A 17,455-nucleotide genomic window follows, 5' to 3' on the forward strand; every position below is an offset into this window, starting at 1 on the left:
ATTATGTCGGCTATTATCTTCGCCGGTGCTGTGCCGGTCTTTATTTATCCGGAACTCGATAAAGAACTTGGTATCTCACATGGCGTTACCGCCGCCTCTGTGGAGACAGCGGTATCCGCACATCCCGATGCAAAAGCGTTGTTAGTCATTAACCCTACTTATTTTGGTGTTTCCGCAGATTTAAAACGGATCGTTGATACAGCTCATGATGCCGGCCTGCCGGTATTGGTGGATGAAGCACACGGCGTACACATTCATTTCCACCCGGACCTTCCTCTTTCTGCTATGCAGGCAGGCGCCGACCTGGCTGCCACCAGCGTTCATAAACTCGGCGGGTCCATGACGCAGAGTTCTGTTCTGAACGTAAAGAAAGGACTCGTAGACCCGCATCATGTTCAGGCTGTAATGAGCATGCTCACTACTACTTCTACGTCTTACCTGCTCCTCGCATCTCTTGATACCGCAAGAAAATACCTTGCTACTCAAGGGGAGCGTCTGCTTGAACAAACAATTGCTCTCGCTGACTCAGTGAGAAAGAGCGTCAATGACATTCCCGGACTGTACTGCCCCGGCAGGGAGATGCTAGATGGAAATGCTGCCTTTTCCCTTGATCCGACAAAAATATTAATATCCGTTGCCAGTCTTGGAGTTACCGGCTATGAAGTAGAAAAGTGGCTTCGTTCCCAATACAACATCGAAATCGAACTCTCAGATTTATATAATATACTTTGTATATCTTTTGGTGATGATCAGGATGATCTCGATTTTCTTCTAAGAGCTCTTCGGAATCTTTCGGAAACTTTCCTTGGAGCCGATAAACGGGAAAACCAAGTATCCATCCATCTGCCGGATATTCCGGTGCTTGCCATTCCCCCACGGGATGCTTTCTATGCCCCTACGGAAGCTGTGCCGCTTGAAGAAAGCGCCGGACGCATTATTGCGGAATTTGTTATGATTTATCCACCCGGTATTCCTGTTCTGCTTCCGGGAGAGGTTATCACAGAAACGAATATTGTCTACATTAAAGAAAACGCAGCCGCAGGTCTTCCTGTACAAGGACCGGAAGATGCCTCGCTTGAACAGATTCGTGTTATAAAAAACGCGTCCTATTCGTTAGAAGCACAGTCCTGTGCTTCTTTTTTTATGTAGTGCTGCCTGAATACGTCATAACAAAATGCAGAACCGTTTCACACTCCTGATCGCGATTTACGTATCCGTGCTCTACGTCTGCGGTGAAGCTCACGCTGTCCCACTGCTTTAGTTCGATTATCTCTTCTCCTATCATTATCGCAGCTGTACCTTTCATCACGGTTACATATTCTATGACGCCTGATTGATGGCTCTCTGAAAAATAGCTTCCTCCCGGTTTTAAAAAAAGCCCGGTGCATTTCTATTTTTCCACTGTGGGAGGTGTGAAAAGCGGTTTCAAGTGTACAAGCTTCATTGGCACTAAGCATTTGATACCCTTTTCCACTTCTTGATATCGTAATACTCTTTTCTTCCTCCAGCAGAGAAGAGATGGGAATCTGCAGGCTGTTTGCCAGCTTCCACATAATGGATAGAGACGGGTTTGCTTCTCCTTTTTCAATATTAATCAGCGTCAACTTGCTCACGGAGGACATATCTGCAAGTTCCTGAAGTCCTATTCCCCGCTCTTTACGCCGTTTTTTTAAAACCGTTCCTAATTTTTTGGAAAGCTTCAGTGGATCTTCTTCTTTCATTATTTCAGCACTCCTTATAATTATAATGAACTTATGATATATTATAATGAACTATCAGGACGAGGTGAAAACGATGCGTGAAATGGGACTGGGGCTATTAGCTTCTTTATTTTTTGCTGTTACATTTATATTGAATCGATCCATGGAGCTCGAAGGAGGAAGCTGGGTATGGAGTGCTTCTCTGCGCTTTCTATTTATGATTCCCTTTCTTGTTCTTATTGTACTTCTGCGCAGGGGATTCAAACAAGTATTCATTGAAATAGCTGCCAGACCACTTCCATGGCTCGGATGGAGCTTTGTCGGTTTTGTGCTGTTTTATGCTCCTCTTACTTACGCAGCTGCTTTTGGGCCAGGGTGGCTTGTAGCAGGCGCATGGCAGATTACGATTGTAGCCGGCGTACTTATAGCACCCTTTCTTTCTCCTTCCGGTCGTAAGGCAGCGATACAGGACAAATGGCCGGTCCGCTCATTATGGATTTCTTTTTATCTTATCAGGTATCGCGCTTATTCAAGCCCAGTCTTTTTCCTACATTGCTTATCAGGATATGCTGTTTATTCTTCTGCCTATTCTGGCAGCGGCTTTTGCTTATCCTCTTGGAAACCGGAAGATGATGGACCTTTGCGATGGCAGACTTGATACGTTTCAGCGTATTTTAGGTATGCTTCTCTGCACCATGCCGTTCTGGCTCATTCTGGCAGGGACAGAATGGATACTTTCCGGGCCGCCTTCTCCAAGTCAAACAGCTCAGACATTTATTGTAGCTGTCTGTTCCGGAGTTATCGCGACTACGTTATTTTTTATCGCAACTAATGCAGCCAGAAAAATAAAACGACTCTCGCTTCCGTAGAAGCTACCCAGTCCCTGCAGATTTTATTTGTTGTTTTCGGAGAATGGCTGCTTTTATCCAGCCCCATGCCTAATATGTACGCATGGCTCGGTATTTTTATTATCATTGCAGGTATTAGTATGCACAGTTTTTCCACTGTTAGAAAAACCCAAATAAAAAAACCGGAGTAAGTTACCTCCGGTTTACCTGATTATATTTACCGTTCGCCGTGATTTTCTTTTGAGATCCGCATGAAGAACAAGATGAGTAAAGTGTTGCAACCTTCTCTCCTTCAAAGTGCTCAATTGTCTCATTACAAACCTGGCATACAATCGTTCCCATACTTATCTCTCCTTTTTTTGTAAGCGTTTAATTTACTGTACCTTTATATTAGTATGTCACATTAGCTTTGTCAACACTAAATAGTATAACTTATTTATTTCATAAAAAAACTGCCTTTAAAACAGGCAGTTTAAGTGTATTTTAATTTGATTCAATATTGGCAGGATCAATAAAATCATAACCATTTTCTTCAAAGCCATCAATAATATCCGGAAGGGCTTCGTTCGTCCATTCTCTATCATGCATCAGCAGATTAGCCCCATCTCTGACCAGCTCCGTATTAACCATAATGTCCGCTAGAGCATCAGCTTCCTGATATTCCGGTTCCCAGTCGTACCCATACGTCCAGTTCATCCAAATCATATTCTCTTCTTCCATGAGAGCCTTTGAATAGTCTGTATTCATTCCAAACGGCGCTCGGAAAAACTCCGGTTTCTCTCCTGTTATTTCTTCTATTTGGTCATTGAGCTCTACAATTTCAGCTCTTTGTTCTTCTTCCGATAGAGATGTAAGGTCCGGGTGGGACATCGTATGGTTGCCGATTTCAAACCCCATATCATATATAGCCTGCAAATCTTCTTTTCCTTGTTCATCATCAATAAAGTGTCCGTTCACAAAAAAGATAGCCGGTACATCACGTTCTTTCAGCTTTTCAGCCATCTCCACACCATATGTATCCGGTGCGTCATCAATCGTTACAAGCACAGCAGGCTTTTCTGTTTCGTCAACCGCCTGAAGGGAAGCATCTGCTTCATTAACATGATACGTGCTGGTATCTTCCGTTTCTTCTTCTGTCGATTCTTCTTGATCCGATGCGGTCTCACTTTCCTCTACTGCTCCCGACCCTTCTTCTGTTTCCTCTGTTTCTTCCGCTTCGGAGTTTCCCTGATCTTCATTGGAACAACCAGCCAAAACAAGTGCTGTAAAACTAATCATCATGATTTTTTTCAATATGTATGCCTCCAGCCTATAGAATATCTATATCATATCAAAATCACTAGATTTTTTATATAATATAGGAATAAATTGTTAAATATATAGATAGTACGTAATAGGCTTGACTCCATGTTGTGCCCTTTATGCCTTTCCAGAGAACATCCGTTTAGTCATGAACTTGCAACATACCCGTGCCATGTTATAATAATCTTTGTGGCTTTAAAGGGATTTTGCATGATACTTGCATAAATCGGTATACTAATAGAAGCTGAACTGTAAAAATTAGAAAGGTGGTTGACCTCTGTTATGAAAAAATTGACACCCGTGTTTTATATTTCCGTAACAATTGCGCTTGCATTTATATTATGGGGAGCAATTTTTCCTGAAAATGTAAACAGCGTTACAAGTATGATTCAAGGGAATATTTCAGAACAATTCGGTTGGTTCTATTTAATTGCAGCGACCATATTCGTATTGTTTGCTTTATTTCTTATTGTCAGCCCGTATGGAAAAATCAGATTAGGAAAACCGGATGAGCGACCTGAGTATAGTTATTTTACCTGGTTTGCTTTTTTATTTACAGCCGGTATGGGAATTGGTCTTGTATTCTGGGGAGTAGCCGAACCACTTTACCATTATTATGGACCGCCTGATCAAGAAGCGGAAAGCACGGCTGCTGCCGCTGCAGCCCTTCAGTATTCCTTCTTTCACTGGGGAATTCATCCTTGGTCCATATACGCTATCGTAGCTCTTACATTAGCTTATTTTAAGTTTAGAAAAGATGAACCCGGAGTTATCAGCGCGACGTTCCGTCCGCTCATCGGTGACAAAGTAGACGGTCCGATTGGTATGATTATTGATGTTATTGCAGTATTTGCGACAACATTCGGTATTGCTACTTCATTAGGCTTTGGTGCCGTTCAGGTTACAGGCGGACTGAGCTATACATTCGACTTTATTACGAACAATCCAACCACACAAGTTATCGTCATTGTTATTATTACTGTCTTATTCCTAGCTTCAGCCATGACCGGGTTAAATAAAGGAATTCGAATCTTAAGTATGACAAACGTAGTACTTGCTATTTTACTTATGCTGTTCGTATTAATTTTAGGTCCTACCGTATACATTATGGATTCTTTTACAACAACAATTGGCAGCTATATTCAAAACCTTCCAAGCATGAGTTTCAGCACCAACACATTCAGCGGTGACCGCGAATGGCTGGAAAGCTGGACCATTTTCTATTGGGCATGGTGGATTGCCTGGTCTGCATTTGTTGGTACATTTATCGCCCGCGTATCCCGCGGCCGTACTATTCGTGAGTTTGTTCTCGGTGTACTTGCGGTGCCGACAATTTTCAGCGGTCTTTGGTTCGCAGTATTTGGTTCTACCGCCATTTTCCTTGATGGAGAGAACAATGGTGGATTGTATAACCTCATGGTGGATCAAGGCGATGAAATTGCCTTATTCTCCCTGCTAGATCAGTTTCCATTAAGTGGCCTCATGCTCGTCGTTGCAATTCTGCTTATTGTTTCTTTCTTTATTACATCAGCAGACTCTGGTACATTCGTGCTTGGCATGTTAACAACGAACGGTAGTCTTAACCCTCCAAACTCTGTTAAATTCACGTGGGGTATTATTGTTTCTGCCTCTGCTGCTGTTCTTCTTATCTCAGATGGTATTGGAGGGCTCGAGACGGCTATGATCATTGCCGCCCTGCCATTTACTGTTATCATGTTGTTCATGATGGTATCCCTGTTAAAATCACTTCAGACGGAACATGAAATTCTGCAGGCTGATAAATTAAACAATCAGGCTGAACGCAGACGTTTACGTGAAGAAAGAGAAAAGATCAAAAAAGAAAAAGAAGATTTAAGTGCAGGAAAAAAATAATAATCATAAAACCCCGATGCCTTTATCAGGCATCGGGGTTTTTATTGTAAAAAAAAGCGCCCGCTCAGCAGCGGACGCTTTTTGATGCTTTATTTAATGTGTACTGGCAACCCAATAGCAACTTCCGCTGCTTCCATCGTAATTTCTCCAAGAGTTGGGTGTGCATGAATAGTCATCGCTACGTCTTCAGCTGTCATTCCAGCTTCGATAGCAAGACCAAGTTCTGCAACCATATCAGAGGCGTTAGGGCCTGCGATATGTGCACCAATTACCAATCCATCGTCTTTACGGGTAATAAGCTTCATGAAGCCTTCTGAGTCGTTAAGAGAAAGCGCTCTTCCGTTCGCCTGGAAAGGGAACTTGGATGATTTCGCATCATAACCGGCTTCTTTTGCTTCATCTTCTGTATAACCAACGCTTGCCAGCTCAGGCTCTGTGAAGGCCACAAGTGGTATAGCCAGATAGTCGATGGCGGCAGCTTCGCCGGAAATAGCTTCTGCAGCTACCTTACCTTCGTAAGAAGCTTTATGAGCTAGTGCAGGTCCATCTACGATATCACCGATAGCATAAATGTTGTCTACGCTTGTGCGGGCCTGCTTGTCGATTTTAATAAGCCCTCTATCTGTAATATCTACACCAATCTGCTCAAGACCAAGTTCTTCTGTGTTTGGTCTGCGGCCGACTGAAACGAGCACATAGTCTGCTTCAAACGTTTTCTCTTCGCCTTTTACTTCAGCAGTAAGTTTAACGCTGTCTTTGCTTTCTTCAACAGACTGGGCGAATGCTTCTGTTTCCACTGTAACACCATTCTTTTTCAGGCGGCGGTCTACTAATTGGCTCATCTGCTTTTCAAATCCGCCAAGAATACGCTTTTCACCTTCAAGAATGGTTACTTCAGAACCAAGGTTTGCATAAGCTGTAGCAAGCTCAACGCCAATATATCCTCCACCGACAACAACCAGCTTTTTAGGAATCTCTTCAAGCTGAAGGGCTCCTGTGGAGTTAATGACACGATCTGTGTACTTAAGGGTTGGGATTTCAATTGGTCTTGAACCAGTAGCGATAATGCAGTTTTTAAACTTGTACGTCTGTGAGTTGTACTCATCAGAAGAAACCTTAACCTGGTTTTTATCAGAAAAGTATGCTTCTCCCTTGTACAATATTAACTTTATTGCCTTTAAGAAGTCCTTCAACGCCGCCGGTCAGCTTTTTCACTACGCCGGCTTTCCATTCCTGGACTTTAGAGAAGTCTACTGTCGCTTTTTCAGTGGCAATACCCATATCTTCACTGCCGTGTTGTGCAGTGTGAAAAGTATGGCCGGCTTCAATTAATGCTTTGGATGGAATGCATCCGACATTTAAGCAGACGCCTCCTATTTCACCTTCTCCACAATTGTTACCTTTTGTCCGAGCTGCGCTGCACGAATTGCTGCAACGTAGCCTCCCGGACCTGAACCTACTATCAGTGTATCTACTTCTTCTGCGAAATCTCCTACTACCATTCTTATCCCTCCATGATGATTAGTTCTGGATCATTCAATAGACGCTTCACGTGGTTCAATGCGCTTTGAGCTGTTACGCCGTCCACTAATCTGTGGTCATAGCTTAATGAAAGAGCAAGCATTGGTGCTGCGACAATTTCTCCATCGCGTACAACAGCTTTTTCTTCGATGCGTCCAATACCAAGAATAGCTACTTCCGGGTGATTAATAACTGGAGTAACCAGAGACCCTGAGCAGATCCTACGTTGGAATAGTGCTGTTCCGCCTCTCATTTCATCAGAGCTCAGCTTGCCGTCGCGGCTTTTACAGCCAGTTCATTAATTTCATCGGCAAGCATGAAGAATTGATTTACGATCCGCATCTTTTACTACAGGAACAACAGTCCTTGCTAGTGTCTGCAGCAATACCTATATTATAATAGTTTTTGTAAAAATTTCTTGGTTTTCGTCATCAATTGATGCATTTAATGAAGGATATGCCTAAAGCAGAAGTAATGCTTTAACTACATATGGCAGATACGTAAGTTTTGTTCCTTTATCTGCGCATCGGCTTGAATTTTTACGGTTTGCTACAAGGTTTGTTACATCATTTCATCCATGTGCGTTACGTGAGGAGCGTGTGCTTAGAATTAACCATTGCTTAGCAATTGCTTTTCTAATACCTTTCATCGGTACGCGCTCTTCAAGTTCAGTTGTGTTTTGGGAAACAGGCTTTAGAAGCAGATTTGCTTTCTTCTTTTTCAGCAGACTCAGCTGGCTATCTGTGTCTCCTGTCCGCCGCTCAAGTAGACTCAATATCTTCTTTTAATACACGTCCGTTTTTGCCGCTTCCGCTGACTTTACGGATGTTAACGTCTTTTTCTCTGGCAACTTACGTACAGAAGGCATTGCGATTACTCTGGAATCATCGTCTTCTTCTGTATTTTCAGCAGCCGGCTGCTCGGATGGCTGTTCATCAGGCTGTTTTTTGTTTCATCTGCAGGGTTTTCTGCATTCTGCTCTTCACCAGATTTGCCTGTATCTTCTTTTGATGCTTCTTTTTTGGTGCTTCTTCAGCTGGTGCATCTTCACTGCCGTCGTCAATTACAAGAATAACTTCACCTACGGTAGTTGTAACGCCTTCATCACTTTTACTTCTTTAACCGTTCCATCAACGGAAGAAGGAATTTCTACTACAGCTTTATCGTTTTGTACTTCAACGGAGTATCGTCTTCTTTAACGGTGTCTCCTGCTTTGACGAACCACTTTACGATTTCGCCTTCATGGATACCTTCACCAATATCTGGTAATTTAAATTCGAAAGCCACTATAATTGCCTCCCTTTCTGCTACCTATCATTTTTTATATAAGGATAAAAGAGACTGAAAAAGGAAACCTTGTTTCTGATTTCTTTTTCAGTCTGCTTTCTTAATTTCTCTATTTAGAAGTTATAACTGTTTTTACGCGCTCTTTCACATCTGTTTCATTAGGCAGCCATACATCTTCTGCTGCGGCAAATGGGAAATACAGTATCGGGAGCTGTGACACGAAGAACAGGTGCTTCCAGGTGAAGAATTGCTTCATCAGTAATTGCTGATACTACATTGCTGCAATACCGGCTACTTTCTGTGCTTCCTGTACTAACAACCGCGCGGTTTGTTTTCTTCACGGATTCAAGAATAGTATCCATGTCAATTGGGCTGATGGTACGAAGATCAATTACTTCTGCTTCAATACCTTCCTCAGCAAGTCTTCTGCTGCTTTGAGGATGTGTGAACCATTGCTCCGTAAGAGATAATCGTTACGTCTTTCCTTCACGCTTGATGTCAGCTTTATCAAGATCAATCGTGTACTCTTCTTCCGGCACTTCTTCACGGAAAGAACGATACAGCTTCATGTGCTCCAAAAATACGACTGGGTCGTTATTACGGATAGCTGAGATAAGAAGGCCTTTTGCATCATATGGAGTAGAAGGAATAACTACACGTAAACCAGGCGATTGAGCCATAAGGCCTTCAAGACTGTCCGCGTGAAGCTCAGGTGTTTTACGCCGCCCTCCAAATGGAGAACGAATAGTTACCGGAATATTATAATGACCGCCTGAACGATAGCGCATTCTTGCCATCTGTCCCTACAGCATCCATTGTTTCAAATACAAATCCAAAAAACTGGATCTCCATTACTGGACGAAATCCGGTAAGACCAAGGCCGATTGAAAGCCCGCCGATTCCTGATTCAGCAAGAGGTGTATCAAATACACGCTCTTCGCCGAATTCATCCTGAAGTCCTTCTGTTGCTCTAAATACTCCACCGTTATTACCGACATCTTCGCCGAAAACTAAGACATTTTCGTCGTTTTTCAGCTCCGTACGCATCGCATCGGTAATAGCCTGAATCATTGTCATTTGCGCCATAGCTTACTTCGACTCCTTCTCTTTATATTCGTCCATCTGCTTTTGCAGGTTCTGGAAGTTCTTCAAACATGTTACCGATAAGTCGGTTACTTTTTGAGGTGCTACTTCATCTGTTTCTTTAATTGCTGCTTTGATTTCTTCTTTAGCTTTTTCAACTACTTTTTTTTCTTCTTCTTCTGACCAAGCTTTTTGCCTTTCCAGATATTTACGGAAGCGCAACGATAGGATCTTTCTTTTCCCATTCGCTGTCAAGCTCGGATGTTCTGTATCTTGTAGGATCGTCACCAGCCATAGTATGCGGGCCGTATCTGTAGGTAAGCGTTTCAATAAGAGTTGGTGTTCCTTCCAGTGCATTTTTGCGGGCTTCTTTTGTTGCCGCATATAGCAAGAACGTCCATGCCATCTACCTGAATGCCATTAATTCCTGCGGCACTGCTTTTTGTGCAATTGTTTTAGCAGCAGACTGCTCTTCTACTGGAACAGAAATAGCAAAGTAGTTGTTTTGTACAACGAAAATGGCTGGAGCTTTATATGCGCCTGCAAAGTTCATGCCTTCATAAAGTCTCCCTGAGAGGCTCCACCGTCACCAGTATAAGTAATGCAACATTATCTTGCCTCTGCGCTTTCAAGCCTAAAGCTACACCTGCAGTCTGGATGATTTGTGCTCCAATAATGATCTGGGGCATAACAAGGTTAAGGCCTTCTGCCATTTGTCCACCTTTAAAGTGTCCACGGGAGAAAAGAAATGCCTGATGAAGAGACATGCCGTGCCAAACCATTTGTGGAATATCCCGGTATCCAGGCAGGATCCAATCTTCTTTTTAAGACTGAATTGGGAACCGAGCATGAAGCTTCCTGTCCTGCTACCGGCGCATAGAATCCAAGTCTTCCCTGTCTGTTAAGGGAAATAGCACGCTGATCCCAGATTCTTGTGTATAACCATTCTTCTCATTAACTTCTTGAAGCTCTTCATCTGATAAATCCGGAAGAGCGTCCTTATTTACAATCTTTCCTTCTTCATTGAGGATTTGAAACATTTCGAACTGATCTTCGATATTTGCCAGTGTTTTTTCAGCCACTGCGGTCACCTCTACCTTCCTAATTGTTCGATTATTTTCTATTACAACAATTTCCTCTTCATTCCAAATGGCGGCCGTTGTTCAAGCTCATATTCATTAGATGCTTTAACTCTAAACTCACTACCCTACTTCGGAGAAAAGATAACCTGTTATTGCATTTATCATTTTGCGGAAACTGTCTCACTAGAAAAGAGATAAGGATTATAACAATAAAGCTACATTGATAGAATATACTATATTAAAAAGGTTAGTCAATCCTTTTTAACTATAGGCTTTCCAGCATAATATCCAATTTTCCGCGGCTCATCTTTTTATAAACTGTTATATATCATTTTCTTTCCCTGCACTAACAGGTTTTCCGATTAAGCGTGATGTATTCTTTTTTAGGCGTTAATACAGATAGGCAACAACATTCAACTTTTACTCTTCCCTGATTTACTATAGAAAAAACCTGAATGCAACATCCATTCAGGTTGGTTTTTTATTCCTGTTCCAGGTCAGCGGCTTCATAAAGAGATGCTTTTGCTTCATTATACTGGTCCGTATACGTATTGAACTGTTCCTGCTGTTCGGTGACGATCGTATAGGATTCGTTTACCTGATCAATACGCTCCTGCAGCTCATCCACTGTAAGATCTTCATTCGTCATGGCCTGATACATTTCTTTGTCACGCTCAATACCTTCTGCGTAAGCGTCATGAAGTTCCTGGTAGGCATTATAACGCCCTTCCATAGACTCACGGGCTGCTTCAAGCTCAGAGCTCAGATCAGTTTCAGCGTCTTCCCCGTTCTCTATCCCTGCTGAAATTCTTCGTAGGCACTCTCAATGCTTTCTTTTTCCGTTTCAAGATGCTCTTCCCGATCTTCAGCCAGGCTGACGGCTTCTTCAGACTGCGATTCTATTTCTTCCATTTCCTCTACTGAAAGCTCCTGCATAGAGGCAAACAGACTCTGCTCCTCCTCATGAAGATCCATCATCGGCTGCTGCTGCTCTGCAAATTCTTCTTCTGCTTCTGCTGCTCCTTCGAGGCTGTTCTGCATTTGTTCTTCAGAACTTCCTCCACAGCCTCCCAACAATAAAGCTGCGCCTAAAGCCGTGTACGTAACTGCTGTTTTTTTATGTAAGGGCATAATCTTTCCTCTCTATCCTCTAAATTCCTACTATTTGTTTATCATATAGGAAAAAAAATAGGGAAATCAATAAATCAAAGAGACAATCCTCTGTTTTTGTGACTTTCCTGTCTTATTCCTTCATATATTAATGTTTTTAACTATTTACCTTAAACAATTTTCTTTTGTATTAGAGTCTGTTTTGCTATACTGTTTTATAGATAAAATCAGCGAGTCACCTTCATTTACCTAAATTAATGGAGCAGATTATGCAGGAGGCACAAATAATGATAACCATGAACGACATAGTCCGCGAAGGACACCCTGCTCTACGCAAAATTTCAGAGCCTGTCCAGCTTCCATTATCAGCTGAAGACAAAAGAACCCTTGAAGATATGCTTGAGTTTCTTAAAAACTCACAGGATGATGAAATAGCAGAGAAATACGACCTCCGCTCCGGGGTAGGCATTGCGGCTCCTCAACTGGGAATTAATAAACGAATGTTTGCGCTCCACCTAACTGATGATAAAGATAAATTATACAGTTATGGGTTAGTTAACCCAAAAATTGTCAGTCATTCTGTAGAGCTTAACCATTTGGATGGAGGAGAAGGCTGCCTTTCTGTTGATAGAGAAATAGAGGGCGAGGTTCCCCGCTATTCCCGCGTAACCATCGAAGGATTTACAATGGATAACGAGAAGATCCGCCTTCGGCTTAGAGGACTTCCTTCTATTGCTTTTCAGCATGAACTCGATCACCTTGACGGTATCATGTTTTATGACAGAATTGAAGAAGAGTCCAATTAACCCAGCCCCCTTTTCATTTCTGCCCAGAGGCTTTATTGCTGTACCTGGGGAGAATAATGAAGGGGGGATTTTCTTTTACCGTTACACTTTAAAGCTGCCGGGCGGCTTTACCTCTCTTAGAGATAGCTTCGTCTATTGAAAAAAAGCTGTAAATCGATTACAATTTGAGAATCGAGTGTTTTATCAAAGCGGACTGTCCGCCCGTTCCGCTTTGCGTATAAATATTTGAAGCCCTTTTCTTCATTTACAATAGAAGCCTATGTTTATTTCTTTATGTTTTTTTCGAATTCACAAGGAAGCAGGTCCTTATTTCTTTTCCTTTTCGTTCTATCAAACAATAAGAGATCCCATGCGTCCTGCTTAATAGAAAAATCACCCAATACAAAGGAGAGACTATACCTATGATTTACAAAGTACTTATATCAAAAGGATTCCACAGAAATAGCCGTTCGCGAGAAACAGAATCATGTATATTGAAGCAGATTCAGAAATGGACGTTAGAATTAAATTAAAAGACCGTCCTTACAATATTGAATTTGTTCAGCCTGTTTCTGATGCCCTTCTCGCTTTCGAAAAACAAAAAGAAGATTTTAAAGTGGAGAACATCTAAAATATGAAACAACTACAAAACGACCAGGTAGCTGTATTTGCCCTCGGAGGACTTGGGGAAATCGGCAAAAACACGTATGCAATTGAATATAAAGACGAAATTATTGTTATTGACGCAGGCATTATGTTTCCGGAAGATGAACTTCTTGGTATCGATTATGTTATTCCGGATTACACGTACCTCGTTAGAAATCAGCACAAAATAAAGGGCTTATTTATTACGCATGGACACGAAGATCACATTGGCGGCATTCCTTATTTCCTTCGTGAAATGAACATCCCTGTTTACGGTGGACAGCTTGCACTCGGCCTTCTGAAGAGAAAGCTGGAGGAGCACGGACTTCTTCGCAAAACTAAGCTGCACGTTATTAAAGAAGATGTGATCAGCTTTGCTAATCTTTCTATCTCATTTTTTAAAACGACACATAGTATTCCCGACTCTTTAGGAGTTGTAGTAAATACACCCGAAGGCAATATTGTTCATACCGGTGACTTTAAATTTGACTTTACCCCGGTAAGCCAGCCGGCTAACCTTTCTAAAATGGCGCAGATCGGAGATGAAGGCGTTCTTTGCCTTTTATCTGACAGCACAAATAGTGAGGTGCCCGGGTTCAGCATGTCCGAAAGAACGGTAAGTAAGAGTATCGATAATATATTTCAAAAAGCAGAAGGCCGGGTTATATTTGCTACCTTCGCTTCCAACATCTATCGTCTGCAGCAGGCAGTCAATGCGGCTGTTCATCACGGCAGAAAAATTGCTGTATTCGGGCGAAGCATGGATAACGCTATTACTATCGGTCAGGAGCTCGGCTATATTAAAGCTCCAAAAGATACATTTATTGAGCCCGGCCAGCTGAATCGTATGCCTGATAACGAAACAGCGATTTTGTGTACAGGCAGCCAGGGGGAGCCGATGGCAGCTCTTTCCCGAATTGCCCACGGAACGCACCGTCAGATCCAAATTATTCCAGGGGATACGATTGTTTTTTCCAGCTCTCCTATTCCAGGAAATAATTTATCTGTAAATAAAATTATTAACCAGCTTTTAAAGGCCGGCGCGAAAGTTATTCATGGTTCTTTAAATAATATTCACACTTCCGGCCACGGTGCTCAGGAAGAGCAGAAGCTAATGCTCCGCCTGATGAAACCAAAATACTTCATGCCTATTCACGGAGAATACCGGATGCTGAAAATGCACACGAAACTCGCCGAAGACTGTGACGTTCCCCTGGATCATTCATTCGTAATGGAAATAGGTGAAGTACTTGGCCTCAAAAAGGATTCAGCTTCTATTGTAGGCAAAGTGCCATCTGGTTCTGTATATGTAGATGGAAACGGCATCGGCGATATTGGAAATATCGTCCTGCGGGACCGCCGTATTCTTTCAGAAGAAGGACTTGTGGTTGTCGTCGTAAGTATTGATATGAAAAACTTCACTGTCTCAGCCGGACCTGATATTATTTCCAGAGGCTTTGTATACATGAGAGAATCAAGTGATATGATTAACGATGCTCAAAAAATGCTTTCGACTCATTTAGATGAAGTCATGAAGCGCAAAACGAAACAATGGGCAGAAATTAAAAACGAAATTATTGACCAGCTTTCCCCTTATTTATACGAGAAAACAAAACGTAAGCCTATGATTCTTCCTATTATTATGGAAGTGTAATATAAAAAGGAGTTTCCATTATTAAATGGAGACTCCTTTTTTTCGTTGGCGGAACATATTATTTATCTATTTAATGACTTTTAATTATCGTCAATCCAGTACGATTCCAACCGGCTGATGTCTGCATCAGCCCCTATTATAATTAATATATCCCCTGTATAGAGTTTTACCTCAGGCTGAGGAGAAACGGTTAACTCTTCTTCTCGTTTAATGGCTAGAATATTACATCCATACGCGGATCTAACGTCAAGATCTACTATACTTTTCCCATCAATTGTAGGACCTGCGACAAGTTCTACGATGCTGTGTTCGTCTGAAAGTTCCAGATAATCAAGAACGTTATCCGATACAACATTATGAGCAATACGAATACCCATATCCCTTTCCGGATGGACGATTTCATGGGCCCCTATTCGGCTGAGTACCGTTTCATGGTAGTCATTTCTGCGCTTTTACCGTAATATGCTTAATTTTCATTTCATCTAAAATAAGAGTCGTTAAAATACTAGCCTGGATATTGTCTCCGATTGCTACAATAACGTGGTCAAAATTTCGTATGCCCAGACTTTTCAGCGCTTTCTCGTCCGTACTGTCTGCAATAACTGCCTGGGTCGCAATAGAGGCAAATTCATTCACTTTTTCCTCATCCTGATCAATAGCTAGTACATCCATTCCTTCATCCATAAGAGACTTACAGATACTGCCGCCAAACCGGCCAAGCCCGATAACCGCAAATTGCTTTTTCATGCCTTTTCCTCCACTCTTCATCTATACCGGCTGCTCGTCTTCAATTTTACATGAAAAAGCACACGAAATGAAGATTTCGTGTACGCACTTCAGCTAATTATTTTACGAATTGTTCCAGTCTCCGGTTTACTTATTTATCAGTATTTCTATACTATTCGGTTTCAACAGATAAAAAGGCTGCTTTCTATTTAAAGGGTTTCCTGTCCTGGTTTCCAGTTAGCCGGACATAATCCGCCTGTCTGAAGGGCCTGAAGCACGCGCAGGGTTTCATCTACATCCCGGCCAACATTATTATGATTAACAGCAGAGTACATTAATTCGCCTTCTGGACTGATAATAAATAATCGCGCAGGGCTATTCCTTCCTCTTCTATAAGGACGCCATATTCACGAGCTGTTTTATGATTGGTATCTGCGGCCAGCGGAAAATTAAGACCGCCCAGACCGTTATCTTCCCGGGTTGTATTGATCCAGGCTTTATGCGAATAAATAGTATCTGTGGAAACTCCAACTACTTCTGTGTCCAATTCTTCGAACTCATCAAATTGATCACTTAGTGATGTGATTTCGGTCGGGCACACTGTAGTAAAATCCATTGGATAGAAAAACAATACCGTCCACTGATCCTTTTTCATGATTCTTCCAGGCTTACTTTGCCAAACTCTTTATTCTGCATCACAGCATCCATTTCAAATCCCGGTGCCTGCCTGCCTACCATTCGTTTTTCACTCATGATTCGTTCCACTCCTTGTGTACAGCTTTTCACGAGGTTAATTGTAATATGGAGTTGTTTTTAAAGTCAAATAGAGTTCACCAGACATTTATTGTAATAATGTTTTTTCAACTACAATGACGTATGGTATACTCTTTATCGTGCTTCATTTTACTATTTATCAATGAAAGGAGATCCGTCTATGCCGGGTTTTATTGACGAAACAATACTCACTGGAGTGTTGAGTGCGGCCCTTTTGGTTGCCATCCAAATTATCTTAGCTATAATAGGCTACTTTATCGCAAGAGCTGTAGGAAAACGAATCATCATACGCGGTTTTTCAAAAATGCAGGAAAAACGCAACATGCATCCCGGAAGAATAAAAACCATCTCAAGACTGCTTGTTAATGTATTTTCTTATGTTCTTATTTTTGTACTTATTACCATCATATTAGGCATCTTTAACCTGCCTATTGCTTCCTTAATTGCCGGAGCTGGTGTAGTAGGTCTCGCCGTTGGTTTCGGCGCCCAGGGACTTGTCAGTGACGTCGTTACTGGAGTCTTTCTGCTGATAGAAAAGCAGGTGGATGTAGATGATTATATCTCCGTAGCAGGACTTGACGGTGTGGTCGAAGAGATTGGCCTCCGTACGACACAAATTAGAAGTTTTGACGGGGTTCTTCACTTTATTCCGAACAGAGAGATTATTACAGTCAGCAACTATTCCAGAGGAAATATGCAGGCCCTTATTGATATTGGCATTTCATACAATGATGATATTGATAAAGCTACATCTGTACTTCAGGAAGCATGCAATAAAGTTGCCTCTATCTATCCGGAAATTGTAGAAGGACCTGATGTTGTAGGTGTGCAGTCACTTGGAGATTCCGAGGTCGTTCTCCGCATTATTGGAAAAACAGAAAACATGATGCAGTGGGCCATGCAGCGCGAAATACTCAAAGCCTGCAAAGAAGCACTTGAAGAAAATGGAATTGAAATTCCTTATCCCCACCAGGTGTATATCGATAAACACGAGTCCGTCTCTGTAAACAAATAACCTTATACCTGTATGATAAAAAACGGCGTCTCTTATAAGAGAGCGCCGTTT

The 17,455-nt window shown here is 42.0% G+C and carries 17 protein-coding genes and 8 pseudogenes; 7 read left to right on the forward strand and 18 right to left on the reverse strand.

Annotated elements, in window-relative coordinates:
* The coding region (locus tag MMY81_RS29980; RefSeq protein WP_252315706.1) for an aminotransferase class I/II-fold pyridoxal phosphate-dependent enzyme at positions 1-1,149 on the forward strand (1,149 nt) is incomplete at its 5' end.
* Here the strand turns inward: MMY81_RS29980 and MMY81_RS29985 are convergent.
* Both MMY81_RS29985 and MMY81_RS34700 read right to left on the reverse strand, forming a co-directional pair.
* Positions 1,142-1,324, reverse strand: a complete 183-nt coding sequence (locus MMY81_RS29985; RefSeq protein ID WP_252315727.1) for a cupin domain-containing protein — start codon at positions 1,322-1,324, stop codon at positions 1,142-1,144. The genes MMY81_RS29980 and MMY81_RS29985 overlap by 8 nt on opposite strands.
* 250 nt (positions 1,325-1,574) lie before the next feature.
* Positions 1,575-1,721 (reverse strand): annotated as a pseudogene (locus MMY81_RS34700) (helix-turn-helix domain-containing protein); the annotation flags it as partial.
* Between the two features lie 73 nt (positions 1,722-1,794).
* Here MMY81_RS34700 and MMY81_RS29995 point away from each other — a divergent pair.
* Positions 1,795-2,739: pseudogene (locus tag MMY81_RS29995) on the forward strand (DMT family transporter).
* Position 2,740: 1 nt separating this feature from the next.
* Here MMY81_RS29995 and MMY81_RS30000 read toward each other — a convergent pair.
* Together MMY81_RS30000 and MMY81_RS30005 are read right to left on the reverse strand one after the other, a co-directional pair.
* On the reverse strand, positions 2,741-2,890 hold the full coding sequence (locus MMY81_RS30000) for a GapA-binding peptide SR1P (RefSeq protein WP_252315707.1): 150 nt from the start codon (positions 2,888-2,890) through the stop codon (positions 2,741-2,743).
* Between the two features lie 141 nt (positions 2,891-3,031).
* The gene (locus MMY81_RS30005) at positions 3,032-3,841 is read right to left on the reverse strand and encodes a polysaccharide deacetylase family protein (RefSeq protein WP_252315708.1); all 810 of its coding nucleotides are present in this window, start codon (positions 3,839-3,841) and stop codon (positions 3,032-3,034) included.
* Positions 3,842-4,132: 291 nt separating this feature from the next.
* On the opposite strand from MMY81_RS30005, the gene MMY81_RS30010 reads away from it, so the two are divergent.
* Complete coding sequence (locus tag MMY81_RS30010; RefSeq protein ID WP_252315709.1) at positions 4,133-5,722, forward strand: glycine betaine uptake BCCT transporter; 1,590 nt, start codon at positions 4,133-4,135, stop codon at positions 5,720-5,722.
* A gap of 89 nt (positions 5,723-5,811) precedes the next feature.
* On the opposite strand, the pseudogene lpdA reads toward MMY81_RS30010, so the two are convergent.
* The 12 genes and pseudogenes from lpdA to MMY81_RS30060 form a co-directional block, all read right to left on the reverse strand.
* Positions 5,812-7,224, reverse strand: a pseudogene (gene lpdA, locus MMY81_RS30015) (dihydrolipoyl dehydrogenase).
* A 2-nt stretch (positions 7,225-7,226) separates the two neighbouring features.
* Positions 7,227-7,496 (reverse strand): 2-oxo acid dehydrogenase subunit E2, encoded by a 270-nt coding sequence (locus tag MMY81_RS33620; protein WP_274622849.1) that lies wholly within the window; start codon positions 7,494-7,496, stop codon positions 7,227-7,229.
* A 509-nt stretch (positions 7,497-8,005) separates the two neighbouring features.
* Positions 8,006-8,530 (reverse strand): annotated as a pseudogene (locus tag MMY81_RS36045) (biotin/lipoyl-containing protein); the annotation flags it as partial.
* A gap of 158 nt (positions 8,531-8,688) precedes the next feature.
* Positions 8,689-8,937, reverse strand: coding sequence for a transketolase C-terminal domain-containing protein (locus tag MMY81_RS36050; protein WP_374563167.1), 249 nt, complete (start codon positions 8,935-8,937; stop codon positions 8,689-8,691).
* 66 nt (positions 8,938-9,003) lie between these two features.
* The gene (locus tag MMY81_RS36055) at positions 9,004-9,318 is read right to left on the reverse strand and encodes a hypothetical protein (RefSeq protein WP_374563144.1); all 315 of its coding nucleotides are present in this window, start codon (positions 9,316-9,318) and stop codon (positions 9,004-9,006) included.
* The gene (locus tag MMY81_RS36060) at positions 9,290-9,616 is read right to left on the reverse strand and encodes a hypothetical protein (RefSeq protein ID WP_374563147.1); all 327 of its coding nucleotides are present in this window, start codon (positions 9,614-9,616) and stop codon (positions 9,290-9,292) included. The genes MMY81_RS36055 and MMY81_RS36060 overlap by 29 nt, the downstream gene beginning before the upstream one ends.
* A gap of 3 nt (positions 9,617-9,619) precedes the next feature.
* Positions 9,620-9,835 carry a hypothetical protein gene (locus tag MMY81_RS30030; RefSeq protein ID WP_252315710.1) on the reverse strand — a complete coding sequence of 72 codons (216 nt, stop codon included), beginning with the start codon at positions 9,833-9,835 and terminating at the stop codon, positions 9,620-9,622.
* Positions 9,822-10,166, reverse strand: a pseudogene (locus MMY81_RS30035) (thiamine pyrophosphate-dependent enzyme). The gene MMY81_RS30030 and the pseudogene MMY81_RS30035 overlap by 14 nt, the downstream one beginning before the upstream one ends.
* Before the next feature lie 4 nt (positions 10,167-10,170).
* A pseudogene (locus tag MMY81_RS36065) lies at positions 10,171-10,543 on the reverse strand (thiamine pyrophosphate-dependent enzyme).
* Positions 10,480-10,695 carry a hypothetical protein gene (locus tag MMY81_RS30050; protein ID WP_252315712.1) on the reverse strand — a complete coding sequence of 72 codons (216 nt, stop codon included), beginning with the start codon at positions 10,693-10,695 and terminating at the stop codon, positions 10,480-10,482. Before MMY81_RS30050 ends, MMY81_RS36065 begins: the two are co-directional and overlap by 64 nt.
* A 481-nt stretch (positions 10,696-11,176) precedes the next feature.
* On the reverse strand, positions 11,177-11,503 hold the full coding sequence (locus MMY81_RS30055; RefSeq protein WP_308215533.1) for a YkyA family protein: 327 nt from the start codon (positions 11,501-11,503) through the stop codon (positions 11,177-11,179).
* Positions 11,488-11,826, reverse strand: coding sequence for a YkyA family protein (locus tag MMY81_RS30060; RefSeq protein ID WP_252315713.1), 339 nt, complete (start codon positions 11,824-11,826; stop codon positions 11,488-11,490). Before MMY81_RS30060 ends, MMY81_RS30055 begins: the two co-directional genes overlap by 16 nt.
* A gap of 266 nt (positions 11,827-12,092) precedes the next feature.
* On the opposite strand from MMY81_RS30060, the gene def reads away from it, so the two are divergent.
* From def to rnjA, 3 genes are all read left to right on the forward strand, one after another.
* Positions 12,093-12,611, forward strand: coding sequence for a peptide deformylase (gene def / locus MMY81_RS30065; protein WP_252315714.1), 519 nt, complete (start codon positions 12,093-12,095; stop codon positions 12,609-12,611).
* A 466-nt stretch (positions 12,612-13,077) separates the two neighbouring features.
* Positions 13,078-13,221 carry an RNA polymerase epsilon subunit gene (locus tag MMY81_RS30070; RefSeq protein WP_374563152.1) on the forward strand — a complete coding sequence of 48 codons (144 nt, stop codon included), beginning with the start codon at positions 13,078-13,080 and terminating at the stop codon, positions 13,219-13,221.
* 3 nt (positions 13,222-13,224) lie between these two features.
* Positions 13,225-14,889: a ribonuclease J1 gene (gene rnjA / locus MMY81_RS30075; RefSeq protein WP_252315715.1), complete on the forward strand. Its 1,665-nt coding sequence runs from the start codon at positions 13,225-13,227 to the stop codon at positions 14,887-14,889.
* An 80-nt stretch (positions 14,890-14,969) separates the two neighbouring features.
* Here rnjA and MMY81_RS30080 read toward each other — a convergent pair.
* Positions 14,970-15,636, reverse strand: a pseudogene (locus MMY81_RS30080) (potassium channel family protein).
* Positions 15,637-15,824: 188 nt separating this feature from the next.
* Positions 15,825-16,368 (reverse strand): annotated as a pseudogene (locus tag MMY81_RS30085) (peroxiredoxin).
* Between the two features lie 181 nt (positions 16,369-16,549).
* Here MMY81_RS30085 and MMY81_RS30090 point away from each other — a divergent pair.
* Positions 16,550-17,404 (forward strand): mechanosensitive ion channel family protein, encoded by an 855-nt coding sequence (locus tag MMY81_RS30090; RefSeq protein ID WP_252315716.1) that lies wholly within the window; start codon positions 16,550-16,552, stop codon positions 17,402-17,404.
* The last annotated feature ends 51 nt before the right edge of the window (positions 17,405-17,455 follow it).

The sequence above is a fragment of the Sinobaca sp. H24 genome (genome assembly GCF_023845525.1).